This window comes from Bradyrhizobium ivorense, from assembly GCF_900696085.1.
GTDB lineage: Bacteria > Pseudomonadota > Alphaproteobacteria > Rhizobiales > Xanthobacteraceae > Bradyrhizobium > Bradyrhizobium ivorense.
Genome location: NZ_CAADFC020000016.1, coordinates 1,116,772 through 1,136,564 on the forward strand (window position 1 = coordinate 1,116,772; position 19,793 = coordinate 1,136,564).

A 19,793-nucleotide genomic window follows, 5' to 3' on the forward strand; every position below is an offset into this window, starting at 1 on the left:
GGTTCGCGTGAAGAAAACGCGTCAAAACAAAAATCTGGAGCGCCATTCCGATTCCATCGGAACGGAAATAGCTCCGGGCGCGTCTGTCATTAATCTGAATCATCAACCACCTCCGCAAGCACGCCGGCAACATGCGGCAAAAAAGCCCCATGAGGCGGATTCTTTAGTCCCGCCTCCCGCCGATTTCAGTTATGCAGGGATGCGGCAATCGACCCGCGTTCGCCTGCTTCTTGCGCGCCGACCGGATCGTTCTGCCGGAGAATGCCCGGAACGACACCACGCCCGTGATGCGGCCTTGCGCCCAGCCTCGCGCGCGAACCGACAGAAGCGACGCGCGTGCAGCTCTATCTCCCGATCGCCGACATTCCGGTCAATGTCTTCCTCATCCTGGCGATGGGTGCGGCGGTGGGGTTCGTCTCCGGCATGTTCGGCATCGGCGGCGGCTTTCTGATGACGCCGCTGCTGATCTTCGTCGGGATCGCGCCCGCGGTGGCGGTGGCGTCCGTCGCCAGCCATATCGCGGCTTCGTCGTTCTCCGGCGCGATCTCCTATTGGCGCAGACGCGCGATCGATCCCTTGCTGGCGACGGTGCTGCTGGTCGGCGGCACGCTCGGCACCGCGATGGGGGTGTGGACCTTCACCTTCCTGCGCTCGCTCGGCCAGCTCGATCTGATGATCGCGCTGTCCTACGTCATCCTGCTGACCACCGTCGGCGGGCTGATGTTCTGGGAAGGCCTGCGCGCGATGCTGCGGATCCGCCGCGGCGGCGCGGTGACGCTGCGCAAGCCCGGCAGCCATGGCTGGGTCCACGGCCTGCCGCTGAAGCTGCGCTTCAAGCGCTCCAAGATCTATCTCTCGGTGATTCCGGTCGTCGTGGTCGGGCTGGTGATCGGCTTCATCGGCGCCATCATGGGCATCGGCGGCGGCTTCATCCTGGTGCCGCTGATGATCTATCTGCTGCGGGTACCGACCTCGACCGTGATCGGCACCTCGATGGTGCTCACCCTCGTCACCATGACGTTCGCGACCTTGCTGCATGCGGTGACCAATCATCTGGTCGACGCGGTGCTGGCGCTGATCCTGATGGTCGGCGGCGTCACCGGCGCGCAGTTCGGCGCCCGCGCCGGCCAGAAGATCCGCGGCGAGCATTTGCGGCTGCTGCTCGGCCTTCTGGTGCTCGCGGTCGGCATCCGCTTCGCGGTCGAACTGGTGATCCGGCCGCAGGACCTGTTCAGCATCCGCGAAACCGGTGGCGGAGGTCCGCCATGAGGGCGCGCACGCCGCTTGCCATCATCGGCCTCGTTACCGCAATCCTTGCGGCCACACCGGTCCATGCCGAGCGGCTGATCGTGTCGGTCTCCAATCACCGCGTCACGGTGACGCCGAACTATTCCGGCGGCGAGCTGGTGTTGTTCGGCTCGGTCGAGAAGGATGACAAGACGCCCCCAAATCGCGGCAGCTACGATCTCGTCGTCACCGTCTCCGGCCCGCGCGCCGACATGGTGACGCGGCGCAAGGAGCGCAAATTCGGCATCTGGATCAACACCGACTCGCGGCAATTCCTGCAGGTGCCGGGCTATCTCGCGCTGTTCTCCAATCGCCCGTTCGACCAGATCGCCTCCCCCGAGGTGCAGCGGCGCCAGCAGCTCGGGCTCAACAACGTGCTCTTGATGCAGCGGGTCGGCCCCGATTATGCCGACGTGGTGCCGAACGACGCCTTCCGCAGCGCCTTCGTGCGGCTGCGCACCGAGCACGGCCTCTATCGCGAGGAAACTTCGGCGGTGACGTTCCTGACGCCGACGCTGTTCCGTACCGGCATTCCGCTGCCGGCCGAGGTGCCGATCGGCACCTACAATGTCGAGATCAAGCTGTTCAGCGACGGCGCGCTGGTGACCAAGACCGAGACCGCGTTCGAGATCGTCAAGGTCGGCTTCGAGCAGTTCGTCGCCACCACCGCGCGGCAGAACGGCCTGGTCTACGGCCTCGTCACCGCCTTCATGGCGCTGATGACCGGCTGGATGGCCTCGATCGTGTTCCGCAAGGATTGACAACAGGTGCGTAGGCTGCGCGCCGTCCATCCTACAGGAATTGCATGATCCCCATCGCGATCACGCTGAGCGCCATCGCCCCCGTCGACAGCCAGCCGAGCCAATAGAGCAAGCCGCGAACCGCGAAGCGGCCCATCACATCCTCGCGGCGCGCCATCAGCATCAGCAGCACCATCACGGGCACGGCGAGCACGCCGTTGACGACGGCGCTCCAGTACAGCGCCGAGATCGGATCGATCGGCGTGAAGTTGAGCACGATGCCGAGCCCACCCGACAGCGCCAGCACCGAATAGAACGCGACCGCCCGCCTGGGCCTGCGGGTCAGGCCGACCCGCCATCGCCGTCCCTCGCCGACCGCGTAAGCCGTCGCGCCCGCAAGCACCGGGATCGCCAATAGTCCGGTGCCGACGATGCCGAGCGCGAAGATCACCTCCGCCCAGGGCCCTGCGATCGGGCGCAGCGCCTCGGCCGCCTGCGCCGAGGTCTGGATGTCGGTCTTCCCGGTGGCATGCAGCGACGCCGCGGCGGTGACGATGATCGACAGCGCGATCAGGTTGGAGAACGCCATGCCGGTGATGGTGTCGGCGCGGATGCGGGAGAACTCGCGCTGTGCGCCGTAATGCTGGACGATCAGCGGATGCTTGGTGACATCGACGCGTTGCTCGTCGGCCTCCTGCGAGGCCTGCCAGAAGAACAGATAGGGCGAGATCGTGGTGCCGAGGATCGCAACGATGGTCGTGAGATAGTCCGCGCTCCAACTGATGTGCGGCACCAGCACGCCGGCCAGGGCTTCGTGCCACGACACCCTGGCAAAGGCGAGCGCCGCGACGTAGGCAAACAGGCTGAGGGTCAGCCATTTCAGCACCGCGACGTAGCGCTTGTAGTTCATGAAGATCTGCGCCGCCACCGAGGCGACGCCGAACAGCACGACATAAAGGATCGCCGGACCGCCGACCAGCAGCCTGGTCGCATCCGCCATCGCGGAGAGGTCGGCCGCGATATTGACGGTGTTGGCGATCGCAAGCAGCGCCACCACGGCGATCAAGATCCAGGGCGGATAATGTCGGCTGACATTGCCGGAGATGCCGCGTCCGGTAACGCGGCCGACCCGTGCGCAGATCTCCTGGATCGCCGACATCAACGGAAACGTCACCAGCATGGTCCAGCCGATGCCGTAGCCGAATTGCGCACCGGCCTGGCTGTAGGTGCCGATCCCGGACGGATCGTCGTCGGAGGCGCCGGTGATCAGACCGGGGCCGAGCGTCTTCAGGAAACGGCCGAAGCTGAACGGCTGACGCTGCGCCTTGCCACGCGGCGCATCCTCACATTGGTCCCGCGAGATCGTGTTGTGCCGCGTCATGTCCGGTTCCAGCCGTCGCGACAACGAGCCGGACACGACCAAGGTTCCTCGGACGAAACTATGCGATCTCTGTCGCAACCCCGGGCTCGAGGATGCGCAGGCGCCGGCCGAAGCCGAGCGTGTCGAACGACATCCGCAGGTCACTGGCGTTCTGCCGGAAATGCGCCCAGCCGTCGGTATGCACCGGCACGATCACGGCGTCGTCAAAAGCGCGCGCGGTCTCGATCGTGTCGTTGGTGTCCATGGTGAGATGGAACGGGCCGCGGGTCTGCGCGGCTCCCGCGAACGGCAGCACGACGCCGCAAGGAAAGCGCCGCGCCACCTCGGCGACACCGTCGAACCAGGTGGTGTCGCCGCTGACATAGATCGGCCGGGTGCCATGGCCCGGTTCCAGCACAAAGCCGATGACGTCGCCGGACAGTGGCTCGATGCCCGCCGGTCCGTGCCGCGCCGGCGTCGCGGTGATGGTCAGCGACCGGTCGCCCTTCTTCAGCACCGTCGAGGCCCAGGGCGCAAAACCCTCGGCGTGGCCGCCGAGCCGCTTGGCACCGGCCTCGGTGGTCAACACGCGCTTCGCGCGCTTGAGGAAATCCCGCCCCGAATGATCGAGATTGTCGGAGTGCTGGTCGTGGCTCAGCAGCACCGCATCAACGTCGCCGACATCGCTGGCGCGAAGCGCGGGGCCGGTCAGCTTCTCCAGCTTCACATGCGGCAGTTGATAGTCGCCGGGCGCATCGAAGGTCGGATCGGTGAGCAGGCGGAACCCGCCGACCTCGATCAAGGCCGTGGGTCCGCCGATCAGTGTGATGGTGATGCTCATGTCACAGTCCTGTTGGGTGCGGCGGCCGCGGGGCGGGTCACCAGATAAATGCCGAGTGCCACCGGAACGATCCCGAGCAGGTCGCGAAATTCGACATGCTCACCGAGCACGAGGAACGCGAACAGCATGCCGAGCGGCGGCATCAGGAAGTGATAGGCGCTGGCGGCGGTGGCGCCACACACTTTCAGGAGATGAAACCAGAGCAGATAGGCCAGGATCGAGCCGCCGAGCACCAGGAACGCGAAGGCGCCAGCCAGCCGCATGCTCGGCACGATGTCGCTGATGCTGGACAGCGTGAAGGCGAACGGCATCACCGCAAGCCCGCCGGCGATGTTCTGGATGCCGTTGCCGATCCACAGGCTGCCCTTCGGCGACAGCAGCTTGAACAGGATGGTGCCGGCAACGATCGAGGCCAGCGAGGCCAGCGTGAACACGATGCCATGCGGATCATCGGTGCCGACCGATATCCGGTGCCAGACGATGAAGGCGACGCCGACCATGCCGAGCAAGAGGCCGATCACCTTGCGCAGGGTCAGCGCCTCGCTGAGGAACAGCGCGGCCAGCACCGCGGTGAACACCGGATTGGCCGAGACGATCAGACCGCCGAGGCCGGCGGATACCGTCTTCAGGCCGGTATAGCCGAGGCCGAGATAGAGCGCGTTGTTGGCGACGCCGAGCACCGCGAACACCGCCGCATCGCGCCAGGTGAGATCCCACGCATCCCTGCGCAGCAATGAAATGCCGAGAATCAGGACGCCGGCCAGCGAAAACCGCGCGGCGAGCAGGATCAACGGCGGGCAGTCGGTGACGCCGATCTTGCCGGCGACGAAGGCATAGCTCCAGAGCAGGCAGAACAGGGCGATCAGGAACGGCAGGGCGTTGAAGCGGGCGCGTGGGGCGGCCATCGAGGACGCGACGGACATGGCGGTTCTCCTTCGGCCATGATCTAGGCCTGCGCCTTCCCATTTGGAAATTAAATGATAAACTGGCCCGCAGTGGATTTCTTAATGGAGATCGAAGATGCTCGACCTGGAGCTGCTGCGCAGTTTCGTCTCGGTGGTCGATGCCGGGGGTTTTACGCGGGCCGGGGAACGCGTCCACCGCACCCAGTCGACGGTGAGCCAGCAGATCAAGCGCCTGGAGGAGGATGTCGGCCAGCCGCTGCTGATCCGTAGCGGCAAGGACGTCACCCCGACGGAGGCCGGCGAGCGGCTGCTGTCCTATGCGCGGCGGCTCCTGGCGCTCGCCGAGGAGGCGCGCGATGTGGTGTCGCAGCCGAGCGGTGAAGGCGCGATCCGGCTCGGCGTGCCCGAGGATTTTGCCGCGTTCCGCCTGGCGAAGGTGCTGGCCGGATTCTCGCGCTCGCATCCCGCGCTGCGGCTCGACGTGCGCACCGACCAGAGCACCCAGCTAAGGCGCGACCTCGAGCGGGGCGATCTCGACCTCGCGCTGTTCAAGCGCACCGCCGGCGAGAAGGGCGGCATCGCCGCATGGCCGGAACGCGTGCACTGGGTGACCAGCAAGCATCGCCCGCGCGACACCACCACCGGATCGGTGCCGCTGATCGGCTTCCCGCCGGGCTGCCTCTACCGCGCCGGCGCGATCCATGCGCTGGAGAGCGCGGGGCGCAGCTGGCACATGACCTACACGTCGTCGAACCTCTCCGGCATCCAGGCCGCGGTGGCCGCCGGCATGGGGCTGAGCATCCTCTCGGAGATGGCGATCCAGGCCGATCACCGCGTCCTGACCGCGAAGGAGGGCTTTGCGCCGATCGACCGGACCGAGGTCGCGCTCGTCGCCTCCCCCGGCGCCAGCCCCGCGACGCTGCGGCTGGCCGAGCGGCTCGCGGAATTTTGCGAGAGCGTGCAGGCGAAGGCGGCGTAGGACAGGGTCGCGTCGCCCACGCCCATTTGCATCCCGTCATCCTCGCGCAAAGGCTTCGCCTTTGTCGCTGGAGGTGCGAGCCTCTTCGGCGAGCCTCGAAGGATGAACGGCCCGGCTGGTGGCCGATTCATCCTTCGAGGGCCGCTGAAGAAGCGGCCACCTCCAGCGACAAAGGCGAGGCCTTTGCGCGGGGATGACGGGGATGGAGTACCGACCTAGTAGCACCGCGACGCGACGAACGCGTGCACGCGGTTGTCGCCGAGCACGTGGGCCGTGAAACCCGGCGATCCAAAAATCCTTGCGAACGCCGCGTCGCGGATGCTCAGGCCGCCGGTGTAGGCGCCGAAGGCCGGCATCACCGCGCGCTCGCCGTCGGAGGCGAAGCAGCGGCGCTCGATCGAGCGGCCGCGGGTCGGCACGCGGGCCTTGGGATGCAGATGGCCGGCGATCTCGCCGCTGGCGCCGGTCGGCTCGTGGCGGAACGCGATCGGACCGATCGCGACCTCGGTGGCGACCACGCCGCCGAGGTCGGAGGGCAGCGCCGGGTCGTGATTGCCTGAAATCCAGATCCAGCTGCGCCGCGCCTGCAGCGCGGCCAGCGCCTCGCGGTCCGCATCCGACAGCCGCTCATGCGCGGTGCGATCATGAAAGCTGTCGCCGAGCGCGATCACCTGGCGCGGATCGTGCCGCGCGATCACCGCAGCGAGCCGGCTCAGCGTCGCCACGGTATCGTAGGGTGGCAGCAGCACGCCGCGGGCGGCAAAGCTCGAGCCCTTTTCGAGATGCAGGTCGGAGACGACCAGCAGGCGCTGCTCTTCCCAGAACAGCGCGCCGGAGCAATCGGCGACGAAACCGACATCCGCGACCGTGACCTTCGTAACGCGCATCTCGTCACTCGTCTCCGAAGCCAGCGCGCCTGCCGTCACGTCCCATGTCCCAGCTTTATGTCATCGCCTCCCGCACGAGTTCCTCGGCCGCTTCGGCCAGGAGCTCGTCGGATGCTTCGCCATAAACTGACTCGCGGCCGATTTCCAGCAGCGCGGGGACCGCAAGCGGGGAAACGTGGTCGAGCGACTTGTGGGTGATTCGCCCCTTGACGCGCGACAGCATGTCGCCAAGACGGCGGAGATCGAGCAAACCTGTGGCGGCATCACCGCGCGCGGCGCGCAGCAGCACATGGTCGGCCTGGTGCTTGCGCAGCACGTCGTAGATCAGGTCGGTCGAAAACAGCACCTGGCGGCGCGACTTCTCCTCGTCGGTGAAGCGGCGCGCGATCAGGCCCGAGATGATCGCGCAATTGCGGAAGGTGCGCTTCATCAGCGCGGATTCCGCCAGCCACGCCTCGAGATCGTCGCCGAGCATGTCGGCGTCGAACAGCGCGTTGAGATCGAGTCTGCCCTGCCGGATCATGAAGGAGAGATCGCCGACGCCCCAGACCGCCAGCGCATATTCATTGGCGACGAAACCGAGCGGCCGGGCGCGGGCGCGCTCCAGCCGCCGCGTCAGCAGCATGCCGAGCGTCTGGTGCGCCAGCCGGCCCTCGAAGGGATAGCAGATCAGATAATGGCTGCCGCCGCGCGGAAAGGTCTCGACCAGCAGCTCGCGCACCGCCGGCACGCGGGAATATTTTTTTTGCAGCGACAGCCAGTCGTGCACCTGGTCCGGCAGCGCATTCCAGGCGCGGCTGTTGTCGAGCAGCTTGCGGACGCGCTCGGCGAGATAGGTCGAGAGCGGGAACTTGCCGCCCATATAGGACGGCACCTTGGCGTCCTTGTCGTTGGCGCGGGAGACATAGACCTGGTCCTCGACCAGCGCCTCGTAACGCACCACCTCACCGCCGAACACAAAGGTGTCGCCGACGACGAGGCCTTCGATGAAGACCTCCTCGATCTCGCCGAGCATACGTCCGCCGCGCGCAATCGCGCCAGTCGAGCCGGAACCGCCGGCGCGCGAGCGCACCAGCCGCACCTTCAGCATGGTCTCTTCGACGATGGTGCCGACGTTGAGGCGGTAGCTCTGCCGCACCTTGGGATTGGCGACCCGCCAGCGGCCCTGCTTGTCCTGCTTGATGCGCGCGAATCGCTCATAGGTCTTCAGCGCGTAGCCGCCGGTGGCGACGAAGTCTACGACATCGTCGAAATCGCTGCGGGCGAGCGCGGCGTAAGGCGCTGATGTGCGCACTTCATCGTAGAGCTCGTCCGACAAAAACGGCTTGCCGCAGGCGCAACCGAGCACGTGCTGGGCCAGCACGTCGAGCGCGCCGGTGCGCAGCGGCGGCGTGTCCTGCGCATTCTCGGCGATGGCATCGATCGCGACCGCGCACTCCAGCACTTCAAACCGGTTCGCCGGCACCAGCACAGCGCGCGAGGCTTCGTCAAAACGGTGGTTGGCGCGGCCGATCCGCTGCATCAGCCGCGACGATCCCTTCGGCGCGCCGATATTGATCACGAGGTCGACGTCGCCCCAGTCGACGCCGAGATCGAGCGAGGAGGTGCAGACCACGCCGCGCAGCTTTCCCGCGGCCATCGCGTCCTCGACCTTGCGGCGCTGCGCAACGTCGAGCGAGCCGTGATGCAGCGCGATCGCAAGCCCGTCATCGTTCATGCGCCAGAGATCCTGGAACAGCATCTCGGCCTGACTGCGGGTGTTGACGAACACCAGCGTGGTCTTGTTGCGCTTGATCAGCTCGTAAACCTCGGGCAGCGCATGGCGCGCGCTGTGGCCGGACCATGGCAGCCGCTCGCGGGTGTCGAGCATCTCGACAACAGGCGGCGCGGCGCCGCCGGCGGTGACGACGTCGGCGGATGCGAACTCGCCGCCCGGCTGCGGCACCAGGAAACGCGCGAGCTGTTCAGGCTCGGCCACGGTCGCTGACAGGCCGATGGCGCGGATCTGCGGCGTGATGGTCCAGAGCCGCGCGAGCCCGAGCGACAACAGGTCGCCGCGCTTCGAGGTCACCAGCGCATGCAGCTCGTCGAGCACGATGCGCTTCAGTGACGAAAACAGATACGGCGCGTCGTCGGAGGCAAGCAGCAGCGCCAGCTGCTCGGGCGTCGTGAGCAAAATATCCGGCGGATAGCGCCGCTGCCGCTGCCGCCGCGACACCGGCGTGTCGCCGGTGCGGGTCTCGATCCGGATCGGCAGCCCCATCTCGGCGACCGGCGTCTCCAGATTGCGCGCGATGTCGACCGCGAGGGCTTTGAGCGGCGAGATGTAGAGCGTGTGCAGCCCGCCAGTGCGGCGAACGGAGCGGCCGGTGGAGATGAGACTGGGGCGAACTTTCTCCGCCGCCATCTCTTCGCCGCTTGCGCGGTCGTCAGACTCCTTCCCCCTGAAAGGGGGAAAGTTGGGACGGGGGTCAGCCGCTTGCTCCGTGCCCGCGGCCGGCCCCCACCCGTCCCGCTCGGTTGCGCTCACACGACCCCGAGCGTGCCGACCTCCCCCTTTCAGGGGAAGGTGAGAATCCTTGCGGTCCTGCTCGCCACTCAACTCCACCAGCGTCGGCAAAAACCCCGCCAGCGTCTTGCCGGCGCCGGTCGGCGCGATCAGCAGCGCCGAGCGCTGCTCGCGCGCCTTCGCCAGCAACGCGAGCTGGTGCTCGCGCGGCGACCAGCCGCGGGAAGCAAACCAGTCGCGAAACCGGCGCGACAAAAGATCGGCCGCCTCTGGCGGCGTGACGGAGAAGAGATCGAGCGTCGACACGCCCAACAGGTAGGCGGTTCAGGCGGCTTCGTCGAGGGTGGGCGGGAATGGCAGCAGGTGGCAGGGGGTATGCCCCCGTCGAACTTTTGATGACGCGAAGCGCCTCGAAAGTCACCTCGCCCCGCTTGCGGGGAGAGGTCGGATCGCATCGCCAGATGCGATCCGGGTGAGGGGGTACAGGCCTCGCAACTTGCACCGCCTGATGGAGAGATGCCCCTCACCCCGCCCTCTCCCCGCGAAGGGCGGGGAGAGGGGGACGAGAGAGCGTGCGCCTTCCCCTACTCCGTCACGGGCTTGTCGGAGATATCCCAGTCCTTGCCGTTGAAGATCGAGATGTAGAGCGTCTTCATCGGCGTGTAGTCGTCGGGCGTGTAGCTGTAATTGACGCCGTCGAGGAAGAACGGCGAGTGGTAGCCGGCGAGCGTGGTGGCGTGCTTCAGCACGTTGGCGCGGGTCAGCTCGTCGCCGCAGCGGCGCAGGATTTCCGCCATCGAGGCCACCTGACCATAGCCGGCATAGGCGATGGTGTTATCAGGATCGACATTGGGCAGATACTTCTTGCGCAACTCCTCGAACGCCATCGAGTCCGGATCCTTCTCCCAGCGGCCCGGCCCCGCCTCCTTGGCGTAGCGGATCGCGACGATGTCTTTGGCATTCTCGAAGCCGGCGGCGCTGAGGATCGAGCGGCCGGTCGAACCGGCCGACAACAGCTGCAGCGGCTTCCAGCCGAGCTCGGCGACCTTGCGGACCGACTGCGACGTCGCCTTGCCGGTGGTGATGTTGTAGAAGACGTCGGCGCCCGACTTCGAGAGATTGATGAGCTGGGAGTCGACCGTCGGATCGGTGAGATCGTAGGTCTGCTCCATGATCACCTGCGCGGTGCCGCCGGCATCCGCCAGCACCTTCTTGAAGGGACCGAGGAAGTCGCGGCCGAAATCGTCGTTCTGGTAGAGGATGCCGATCTTGGCGTTCGGCTTCACGGCGACGACGTGCTTGGCGAGAATGCGCGCCTCGGTCGGATAGAGCGGCAGGCCCGCCATGGTCCATTTGTTGTTCTTCGGATCGTTCCACTTCGAGGCGCCGGTGTTGAGCAGCAGCTGCGGCACGCCCTTGGAATTGAGATATTTATGCACGGCGGTCTGCGGCGCGGTGCCGAGCGAGCCGTACAGCGCCAGCACCTCCTCCTGCTCGACCAGGCGGCGCGTCGCCTCGACGCATTTCGGCGCGCTGTAGGCGTCGTCCATGGTGAGGAATTTCACCTTGCGGCCGTTGATGCCGCCCTTCTCGTTGATCATCTGGAAATAGGCTTCGCCGACGCGGCCGAGCACGCCATAGAGCGAGCCGGGTCCGGAATGCGGCACGGTCTGCCCGAGCTTGATCTCGGTGTCGCTCGCGCCCGGATCGTATTTCTTCTCGGCGGCCCGGACGAACGGTGCGGGCAGCACCGACGCTGCGATGGCTGACAATGCGGTGGCGCCGAATTCGCGCCGGGTTTGCTTTTTCATTGTTTCTCTCCCTTGGAGCGCAAGCTGTCGCATTCCGCCATGCAGCGGGCAAGCGCGAAGTCATCACCGCGCGGCGCAATGCCGCCTCACGGCAAATGCGTAGCGTGTAGACTCAAGTTGGGGTCACGGCGGCAGATGACGGTGCACCCTCTCCCCTTGTGGGAGAGGGTGGCGCAATCGAGCGGAGCGAGATGAAGCCGGGTGAGGGGTATGTCTCCGCGGAGAGAGACCCCTCATCCGTCGCGGACTACGTCCGCGCCACCTTCTCCCACAAGGGGAGAAGGGAAGAAAGCACTCACGGCTTGATGGCCACCGCAACGAGTCCCGGCGCCGGGACGTTATCCTCGTTACGCGCCGACAGATCCTCGAGCAACGCCAGTGTCAGCCCAGCCGCCGCAACCGACGCGCGGACATGCGCCGCACTGTGCGCATAGCGCAGCCCTTCGCCGACGATGACGCCCTCGCCGTCATGCGTTTCGGTCGTGAACGCGAGCACCCCGCCCGCCACCAGCACGCGCCTCGCCTCGGCGAGCACCGGCGCGAGATCGGCGACATAGACCATCGCGTCAGCGGCGAGGATCAGTTCGGCGCTGGCATCCCGCTTGCTCACAATCCCCTTCAGCATGTCGTCAGTCTCGAGCTCGGCATAGAGGCCGGTTGAGCGCGCCTTCTCGATCATGCGCGGCGACAGGTCGATGCCGATGAAGTGGTCGACGTGTTTCGCGAACGCGCCGGCCGCAAGGCCGGTGCCGCAGCCGAGATCGATCGCGCGCTTGAAGAACGCCGGCTTCTTTGCAGCGGCCCGCACCGACAGCACCGCCTTGAACAGCAGCGCCGGCCCCCGATAGCCGAGGTCGCCGACCAGCGCGGCCTCGAACCGCGGCGCATATTGGTCGAACAGCGTCTGAACATAAGCCGGCGGCATCGCGCTGACCGCCTCGGCGCCGAGCTGCATCAGGCGCAGGCCGGCGCCATGGCGGTCGTCGGGATCGGCCTCGCGCGCGGCGCGGAGGGCGGCGATCGCGGCCTCGCGCTGGCCGAGCTGCCGACGAATTTCGCCGAGCGTGAACCAGGCGGAGACGAAGTTCGGGGCGAGCTCGATGGCCTGCTCCAGCAGCTCGGCGGCGGCCGGCAGATCGCCCTTCAATTGCAGGTCGCGCGCGAACTCGAAGCGGCGGTCGGCGACGAGGTCGCCGGAGGACAGGAACAGGCGGGCTGGCATTCGCTGTTAAGGAACCGATGTTGTCGTGAAAGCCGGGACTTTTTCCGAAGAAGCACGCGGCGGTCAAGCCCGCGCATGACGGCTAAACATCGCGGATCGAGCCCCTATATTGGCACCATGCGTCCACACGACATCCTGATGCCCGTCCCGGCCGGCCTCGCTTGCAAGGTGGGCGGCTTCCATATCGACCCCGTCAAGCCGGTCGAGCGCGCGCTGATCACCCACGGCCATTCCGACCACGCCCGCCCCGGCCACCGCGCGGTGCTCGCGACCCAGGAAACGCTCGACATGATGCGGCTGCGCTATGGCGACAATTTCGCCGGCTCCACGCAGGCGGTCGCTTACGGCGAGGAGATCAGGCTCGGCGATGTCACGGTGACGTTCCATCCTGCCGGCCATGTGCTGGGTTCGGCGCAGATCGCCGTGACCTGCAAGGACACGCGCATCGTCGCCTCCGGCGACTACAAGGATGCGCGCGACCCGACCTGCGTGGCGTTCGAGCTGGTGCCGTGCGACGTCTTCATCACCGAGGCGACCTTCGGGCTGCCGGTGTTCCGCCACGGCAACGCCGCCGACGAGGTGAACAAGCTGCTGGCCTCCGTCAAATTGTTTCCGGAGCGCGCGCATCTGGTCGGCGCCTACTCGCTCGGCAAGGCGCAGCGCGTGATCGCGCTGCTGCGCGAGGCCGGCTACGACGCGCCGATCTACCTGCACGGCGCGATGGAGAAGATCACATACTATTATCAAGAGCGCGGCATCCCGCTCGGCGAGCTCCGGCCGGCCCGCGGCATGAAGAAGGCGGAGCTTGCCGGCACCATCACGCTGGCGCCGCCGAGCGCGACATCCGACGTCTGGACACGACGTTTCCCCGATCCCGTCACCGCCTTCGCCTCCGGCTGGATGCGGGTGCGCGCCCGCGCCCGGCAAGGCGGCGTCGAGCTGCCGCTGGTGATTTCTGATCATGCCGACTGGGACGGCCTGATCGCGACGATCGCCGCCACCGGCGCCGGCGAGATCTGGGTCACGCATGGCCAGGAAGATGCGCTGGTGCACTGGTGCAAGACCAGGGGCCTTGCCGCGCGGCCGCTCGACCTCGTCGGCTATGGCGACGAGGACGAAGGCGAGACCGCGGCGCTGACCGGCGAGGCCGAGCCCGTCGGCGAGGCCACGTCATGAACCGCTTCGCCGAGCTGCTGGACCGCCTCGCCTACGAGCCCGGCCGCAACAACAAGATCAAGCTGCTGGTGGCCTATTTCCGCGCGACCGAGGACCCCGACCGCGGCTACGCGCTGGCGGCGCTGACCGGCGCGCTGTCGTTCAAGCACGCAAAACCCGGATTGATCCGCGACCTGATCACCGAGCGCGCCGATCCGGTGCTGTTCGGGTATTCCTACGATTACGTCGGCGATCTCTCCGAGACGGTCGCGCTGATGTGGCCGAAGAGTACCGGCGCGTCTCACAACGAGTCTTTCCTGGGCCACCCCTCTCCCCAGCCCTCCCCCGCAAGGGGGGAGGGAGCCCAACCGTCGCGCTCACCTCACGGCGATTCGACAGTGATTGACGTGGGTGAGGGACGCATCAGCGGAAAGGCTCCCTCCCCCCTTGCGGGGGAGGGTCGGGGAGAGGGGTACCGCGGGCGAGATGTCGGCGATGACCCACGTACCCGCAACACACTGCACAACAACCCGCCGCCCGCGACGCTCACCGACGTCGTCACCACGCTGCGCACGCTCGGCAAAACCGAGCTGCCGGCGCAGCTGGCACGCTGGCTGGACGAGCTCGACGAGACCGGGCGCTGGGCGCTGCTGAAGCTCGTCACCGGCGCGATGCGGATCGGGATTTCGGCGCGGCTGGCGAAGACCGCGGCGGCCGCGCTCGGCGACAAGGACCCGCACGAGATCGAGTTGATGTGGCCGGGGCTGTCGCCGCCCTATCTCGATCTATTCGCCTGGCTGGAAAGTCGCGGCGACAAGCCGGTCAATCGCGATCCCACCCCGTTCCGCCCGGTGATGCTGGCGCACGCGATCGAGGATACGGATTTCGCCGGTCTCGACGCCGCCGATTTCAGCGCGGAATGGAAGTGGGACGGCATTCGCGTGCAGGCGGTGTCCGGCCGCGACGCACGCGGCCACGTCCAGGCGCGGCTCTATTCGCGCACCGGGGAGGACATCACCGGCAGCTTTCCCGATCTGGTGCCGTCGCTGCATCTGCCTGGCGCGATCGACGGCGAACTTTTGGTGCTGCGCGACGGCCGGGTGCAGACCTTCAACGTGCTGCAGCAGCGGCTCAACCGCAAGGTCGTCTCGCCAAAACTGATCAAGGAATTTCCGATCCACCTGCGGGCCTACGACCTGCTCGGCGACGACGAGAACGATCTGCGCGAGCTGCCGTTCGTCGAGCGCCGCGCGCATCTCGAACGCTTCGTCGCCAAGCTGAACGATCCGCGCATCGATCTGTCGCCGACCGTCCCGTTCGCAAGCTGGGACGAACTCGCCGCGGCGCGCGCCGATCCGAAAAGTGCCGGTGCAGGCGACGACGCCGACGCGGTCGAGGGCGTGATGCTGAAGCGGCGCGATGCACCCTATCTGCCGGGCCGCCCGAAAGGGCCGTGGTGGAAATGGAAGCGCGATCCGCACATCATCGACGCGGTGCTGATGTATGCGCAGCGCGGTCACGGCAAACGCTCGTCCTATTATTCCGACTACACGTTCGGGGTCTGGACCCGCGGCGACGCCGGCGACGAGCTCGTGCCGGTCGGAAAAGCCTATTTCGGCTTCACCGATGAGGAGCTGTCGCAGATCGACCGCTTCGTCCGCCGCAACACCACGGAGAAATTCGGCCCGGTGCGCCATGTCGTGCATGAGCCCGACCAGGGGCTGGTGCTGGAAGTCGCCTTCGAGGGGCTGCAGCGCTCGCCGCGGCACAAGTCCGGCGTCGCGATGCGCTTTCCCCGCATCAGCCGGCTGCGCTGGGACAAGCCGCCGCGCGAGGCCGACCGGCTGGAAACGCTTGAACGGCTGTTAATGAGCATGACGGGAAGTTAAGCCGCGCATCTGCATGGCAGCCATTGATTGGGGTTCCCGGGTTCCCCATCTGCCCCGCCGTGACCTATAATCGCCACGCGATTCCGCAGGAGACAGTGATGCCTAACGACGTCAGGGATTTGCCGGCCGGCCGGAGTGACGGCCTGTACCGCTTTCTCGGCGGATCGCCGCTCTCGGTGGCGTTCCGGCTGATCCTGCTCTCGATCCTGGTCGGCGTCGTGCTCGCCGCTGTTGGCCTCGACCCGTGGAATATCCTCTACAGCATCCGCCGGCTGTTCCAGACCATCTGGGATTTCGGCTTCGACGCGATCAATTGGGCCTGGCGCTACTTCCTGCTCGGCGCCGTGATCGTGATCCCGATCTGGCTGCTGTCGCGGCTGCTCGGCGCGCCGCGCGGCCGCTAGGGAGAGCGTGCAGTCGATGCAATTGCAATTTGTCGGCTGCGGCGATGCGTTCGGCTCCGGCGGCCGGTTCAACACCTGCTTCCACGTCACCGGCGCGCGGGTCAACTTCCTGATCGACTGCGGCGCCTCGTCGCTGCCGGCGCTGAAGCGGCTTGGCGTCGACCGCGACGCGATCGACCTGATCCTGATCACGCATTTCCATGGCGATCACTTTGCCGGCCTGCCGTTCTTCCTGCTCGATGCGCAGTTTTCCCACCGCATAAGGCCGCTCGTGATCGCAGGCCCGGAGGGCATCGAAGCCAAGCTGCCGCAGGTGATGGAGGTGATGTTCGAGCACTCCTCCAAAACCAAACAGCGGTTTGATCTCTCGGTGGTCAGCCTCGCGCCGGAGCAAAGACGCGGCTTTGGCGAAGTGAGCGTGACGCCCTACCCAGTCGTGCACGGCGAATCCGGCGGGCCGTTTTTGGCGTATCGCATCGAGGCCGAAGGCCGCGTCATCAGCTACAGCGCCGACACCGAATGGACCGACGCGCTGATACCAGCCGCGCAGCATGCCGATCTCTTCATCGCGGAAGCCTATACCTACGACAAGACGGTGAAAAACCATCTCAGCCTGAAAGCGCTGGAAGCGCATCTGCCCGCCATCGCCGCCAAGCGCGTCGTGCTCACCCATATGAGCGACGACATGCTCGGCCGCGCCCTGCCCTACACGGCGGCGAGCGACGGCATGACGATCGAATTCTGACCATGCACGCGCCGGTCCATCCCAAGATCACGACGCGCCAGGTGTTCGCCATCGCCGGCCCCGCGATGGTCGCCAACCTGACCACGCCGCTGATTGGCATCGTCTCGACCACGGCGATCGGCCGGCTCGACGACGCCGCGCTGCTCGGCGGCGTCGCCATGGCGTCGGTGATCTTCGACTGCCTGTTCTGGCTGTTCGCCTTCCTGCGCATGAGCACCTTGGCGTTCACTGCGCAGGCGCTAGGAGCGGGCGAGCCGCAGGAATTTTCCGCGATCCTGGTGCGAGGCTTCATCGTCGCCGGACTGATCGGCGCCGCCCTGATCGCACTGCAGGTGCCGCTCGCCGGGGTCACGTTCCAGCTGATGGGTGGCAGCGAGGGCGCGACGCGCGCGGCGAAAACCTACTTCATGATCCGGATCTGGTCGGCGCCGCTGGCGCTCGGCAATTACGTCATCCTCGGCTGGCTGGTCGGGCAGGCCCGCGCCAATCTGGCGCTGGCGCTGCAGATCGTGATCAACGTGATCAACATGGTGGCGACCGTGCTGCTGGTGGAGGCCTACGGCGCCGGCATCGCGGGTGCTGCGATCGCCGCCGTGCTTGCCGAGGCGGCCGGGTTTGTAGCCGGCGTCGTCGTGGCGTGGCGGATTTCGCAGAGTGGCTTCGCCGTTCCGCGTGCCACGCTGTTCGACCGTGCCAAGCTGATGCGAATGCTGGCGGTCAACCGCGACATCATGATCCGCACCGCAGCGCTGATCATCGTGTTCCTGTTCTTCACCGCAAAGGGCGCGCGTGAGGGCGACGTCACCTTGGCGGCGAATTCGGTGCTCAACAATTTCCTGCTGGTCTCCGCCTTCTTCCTCGACGGCCTCGCCAATGCCGCGCAGCAATTGTGCGGCCGCGCCTTCGGCGCGCGCGATGCCCGCGGCTTTGCCGATTCGACCCGCCTGGTGCTGCTCTGGGGGATCGGCTTTGCGCTGGTCGTGTCGGCGCTGTTCGCGCTGTTCGGGCCCGCGCTGATCGACCTGATGACGACCAGCGCCGAGGTGCGGCGCACCGCGCGCGACTTCCTGCTGTTCGTGATTCTCGCCCCGCTGCCCGGCGTGTTCGCCTTTGGCTTCGACGGCATCTATGTCGGCGCCACCTGGGCGCGCGAGATGCGCAACCTGATGCTGGTCTCGCTGGCGAGCTTCCTCGTCGTCTGGTGGACGCTGAGCGGATACGGCAACACCGGACTGTGGATTGCGCTGCTCGGCTTCTATATCGCGCGCGGCGGCTTTCAGGGCGCGCGCTATCCGGCGCTGCTGAGGAAGTCGTTCAAGTCTTGACAGGCTCGCTCCGCCCCTTCTCCCCGCGTGCGGGGAGAAGGTCGGGATGAGGGGGAGTCTCCGCGAGGACGGTGACAATTGCGCTTGCGGAAACTCCCCCTCACCCGGATCGCATCTGATGATGCGATCCGACCTCTCCCCGCAAGCGGGGCGAGGTGAAGAGCAGGCTGCCGTAGCCCGGATGCAGCGAAGCGAAATCCGGGACCAGCACTCCAATCTCCGCGGAAAAACTTGCCCCGGATTGCGCTGCGCTTCATCCAGGCTACGGGGTTACGGACACCTACTGCACCGGCCAGTCCTCGGCGGTGATGGTGGCGGCGTCGGCGCCGACGATTTCCGATAGCGAGTCGCGGCCGGTGCGCAGCAAGGTTGACGACAGATCGCGCTTGATGTCCTCGACCAGGCCGAGGCCCTTGTAGACCAGCGACGAATAGAGCTGGATCAGGCTGGCGCCGGCGCGGATTTTTGTCAGCGCGGCGCCGCCGGAGTCGATGCCGCCAACGCCGATCAGGGGAAACGCGCCTTCGACCCGCACATAGGTCTCGGCCACCATCCGCGTCGACAAACGGAACAACGGCCGGCCGGACAGCCCGCCCTGCTCCTTGGCCCGGTTCTCCTCGCGCAAGGTCGAGGGCCGCGCCAGCGTGGTGTTGGCGACGATCATGCCGTCAACGCGGCGCGAGCGCGCGATGTGCACGACGTCGTCGAGCTCGGCGAGGCTGAGATCCGGCGCGACCTTCAGCAGCACCGGCGAGTCGCCGGCGTTGCGGCGCACCCGCTCGCGGGTGTCGATCACCCGCGCCAGGAGATCGTCGAGCGCGGCGGATTGCTGCAGATTGCGCAAACCCGGCGTATTCGGCGACGACACGTTGACGGTGAAATAGCTCGCGACCGGCGCGAAGGTCTCGATCAGCTTGACGTAGTCGGCGACGCGATCCGCTGAGTCCTTGTTGGCGCCGACATTGACGCCGATGATGCCGCCCTGGCTGGCGCGGGCGGCGAGCCGCCGCAACGCCGCCTCGGCGCCGTCATTGTTGAAGCCCATGCGGTTGATCACCGCTTCGTCGCGCTCGAGCCGGAACAGCCGCGGCCGCGGATTTCCGGCCTGCGGCCTCGGCGTCACCGAGCCGATCTCGACAAAGCCGAAGCCGAGCCGCAGTAGCGCGTCGGGCACCTCCGCGCTCTTGTCGAAACCCGCCGCCATGCCGATCGGGTTCGGGAAGTTCAATCCGAAGGCTCGCACCGCAAGCTTGGGATCATCCGGCCGCTGCCGGATCGGCGGCAGCAGCTTCAGGCCCTGGATCGCCATGCGATGGGCATCTTCCGGATCGAACCAGCGCAGCAGCGGCAGCGAGAAGGCGTCGAAGGCGCGGATCACGGCTTCAGCTCCGGAACGTCGTGGCCACCGTCGGAGCGCGCGCGCAGATCGAGGATCTCGATGACAGCGCCGAGATCGAGCTCGCCATAGAGATGCGGAAACAATTCGTCGTTGCGCGATGGCTCCCAGCGCAACTCATCGCCGAGCGCGTCGGCATCGACCGCGACCAGGAACAGGCCGGTTTGGCCGAAATAGTGCTTGCGCGCGGTCTCGGCGACCTGGGCGGCGGTGGAAAAATGGATGTAGCCGTCGCGTAGATCGTCCGCACTGCCCCGGTACACGCCCTGCCGCTCGGCCTCGCGCCAGGCCGACGCGGGGGTGATTTTATAGATCGTAGGCACGTGCCGGCCTTCCCT

17 protein-coding genes are annotated in these 19,793 nt (G+C 66.8%); 8 read left to right on the forward strand and 9 right to left on the reverse strand.

The genetic code is table 11. The features are described from left to right. Positions 1-336 precede the first annotated feature (336 nt). Positions 337-1,269, forward strand: a complete 933-nt coding sequence (locus CI41S_RS25160) for a sulfite exporter TauE/SafE family protein (protein ID WP_139862001.1) — start codon at positions 337-339, stop codon at positions 1,267-1,269. After that, a complete protein-coding gene (locus CI41S_RS25165; RefSeq protein WP_244626684.1) occupies positions 1,266-2,048 on the forward strand; it encodes a TIGR02186 family protein in 783 nt (260 codons plus the stop codon). The genes CI41S_RS25160 and CI41S_RS25165 overlap by 4 nt, the downstream gene beginning before the upstream one ends. 31 nt (positions 2,049-2,079) lie before the next feature. Here CI41S_RS25165 and CI41S_RS25170 read toward each other — a convergent pair whose 3' ends face one another. The 3 genes from CI41S_RS25170 to CI41S_RS25180 are packed head-to-tail and all read right to left on the reverse strand — an operon-like array spanning position 2,080 to position 5,151. Next, on the reverse strand, positions 2,080-3,408 hold the full coding sequence (locus CI41S_RS25170; protein ID WP_139862002.1) for an Nramp family divalent metal transporter: 1,329 nt from the start codon (positions 3,406-3,408) through the stop codon (positions 2,080-2,082). A 58-nt stretch (positions 3,409-3,466) separates the two neighbouring features. After that, positions 3,467-4,228: an MBL fold metallo-hydrolase gene (locus CI41S_RS25175; RefSeq protein WP_139862003.1), complete on the reverse strand. Its 762-nt coding sequence runs from the start codon at positions 4,226-4,228 to the stop codon at positions 3,467-3,469. Further along, positions 4,225-5,151: a DMT family transporter gene (locus CI41S_RS25180; RefSeq protein WP_139862004.1), complete on the reverse strand. Its 927-nt coding sequence runs from the start codon at positions 5,149-5,151 to the stop codon at positions 4,225-4,227. Before CI41S_RS25180 ends, CI41S_RS25175 begins: the two co-directional genes overlap by 4 nt. A 97-nt stretch (positions 5,152-5,248) precedes the next feature. On the opposite strand from CI41S_RS25180, the gene CI41S_RS25185 reads away from it, so the two are divergent. Beyond that, entirely contained in the window at positions 5,249-6,112 is an 864-nt protein-coding gene (locus CI41S_RS25185) for a LysR family transcriptional regulator (protein ID WP_139862005.1), read from the forward strand. A 215-nt stretch (positions 6,113-6,327) separates the two neighbouring features. On the opposite strand, the gene pdeM is transcribed toward CI41S_RS25185, so the two are convergent. The 4 genes from pdeM to CI41S_RS25205 all read right to left on the reverse strand — a co-directional run bounded on the left by pdeM (position 6,328) and on the right by CI41S_RS25205 (position 12,541). After that, the gene (pdeM, locus tag CI41S_RS25190) at positions 6,328-6,999 is read right to left on the reverse strand and encodes a ligase-associated DNA damage response endonuclease PdeM (protein WP_172628184.1); all 672 of its coding nucleotides are present in this window, start codon (positions 6,997-6,999) and stop codon (positions 6,328-6,330) included. Positions 7,000-7,054: 55 nt separating this feature from the next. After that, a complete protein-coding gene (locus CI41S_RS25195) occupies positions 7,055-9,820 on the reverse strand; it encodes a ligase-associated DNA damage response DEXH box helicase (protein ID WP_430650039.1) in 2,766 nt (921 codons plus the stop codon). 272 nt (positions 9,821-10,092) lie between these two features. Continuing rightward, positions 10,093-11,319: an ABC transporter substrate-binding protein gene (locus CI41S_RS25200; protein WP_139862007.1), complete on the reverse strand. Its 1,227-nt coding sequence runs from the start codon at positions 11,317-11,319 to the stop codon at positions 10,093-10,095. 295 nt (positions 11,320-11,614) lie between these two features. Further along, complete coding sequence (locus tag CI41S_RS25205; protein WP_139862008.1) at positions 11,615-12,541, reverse strand: class I SAM-dependent DNA methyltransferase; 927 nt, start codon at positions 12,539-12,541, stop codon at positions 11,615-11,617. Positions 12,542-12,658: 117 nt separating this feature from the next. On the opposite strand from CI41S_RS25205, the gene CI41S_RS25210 reads away from it, so the two are divergent. The 5 genes from CI41S_RS25210 to CI41S_RS25230 all read left to right on the forward strand — a co-directional run bounded on the left by CI41S_RS25210 (position 12,659) and on the right by CI41S_RS25230 (position 18,059). After that, positions 12,659-13,717, forward strand: a complete 1,059-nt coding sequence (locus tag CI41S_RS25210; RefSeq protein WP_139862164.1) for a ligase-associated DNA damage response exonuclease — start codon at positions 12,659-12,661, stop codon at positions 13,715-13,717. Further along, positions 13,714-15,585, forward strand: a complete 1,872-nt coding sequence (locus CI41S_RS25215; RefSeq protein ID WP_139862009.1) for a cisplatin damage response ATP-dependent DNA ligase — start codon at positions 13,714-13,716, stop codon at positions 15,583-15,585. The genes CI41S_RS25210 and CI41S_RS25215 overlap by 4 nt, the downstream gene beginning before the upstream one ends. Positions 15,586-15,683: 98 nt before the next feature. Further along, the gene (locus CI41S_RS25220; protein ID WP_172628185.1) at positions 15,684-15,989 is read left to right on the forward strand and encodes a DUF6460 domain-containing protein; all 306 of its coding nucleotides are present in this window, start codon (positions 15,684-15,686) and stop codon (positions 15,987-15,989) included. Positions 15,990-16,005: 16 nt separating this feature from the next. Further along, positions 16,006-16,734, forward strand: a complete 729-nt coding sequence (locus CI41S_RS25225; protein WP_139862010.1) for an MBL fold metallo-hydrolase — start codon at positions 16,006-16,008, stop codon at positions 16,732-16,734. Between the two features lie 2 nt (positions 16,735-16,736). Continuing rightward, positions 16,737-18,059 (forward strand): MATE family efflux transporter, encoded by a 1,323-nt coding sequence (locus tag CI41S_RS25230; protein WP_139862011.1) that lies wholly within the window; start codon positions 16,737-16,739, stop codon positions 18,057-18,059. Positions 18,060-18,339: 280 nt separating this feature from the next. Here CI41S_RS25230 and CI41S_RS25235 read toward each other — a convergent pair whose 3' ends face one another. After that, positions 18,340-19,437: a quinone-dependent dihydroorotate dehydrogenase gene (locus CI41S_RS25235; protein WP_139862012.1), complete on the reverse strand. Its 1,098-nt coding sequence runs from the start codon at positions 19,435-19,437 to the stop codon at positions 18,340-18,342. Beyond that, positions 19,434-19,778: a DUF952 domain-containing protein gene (locus CI41S_RS25240; RefSeq protein ID WP_139486961.1), complete on the reverse strand. Its 345-nt coding sequence runs from the start codon at positions 19,776-19,778 to the stop codon at positions 19,434-19,436. Before CI41S_RS25240 ends, CI41S_RS25235 begins: the two co-directional genes overlap by 4 nt. Positions 19,779-19,793 lie beyond the last annotated feature (15 nt).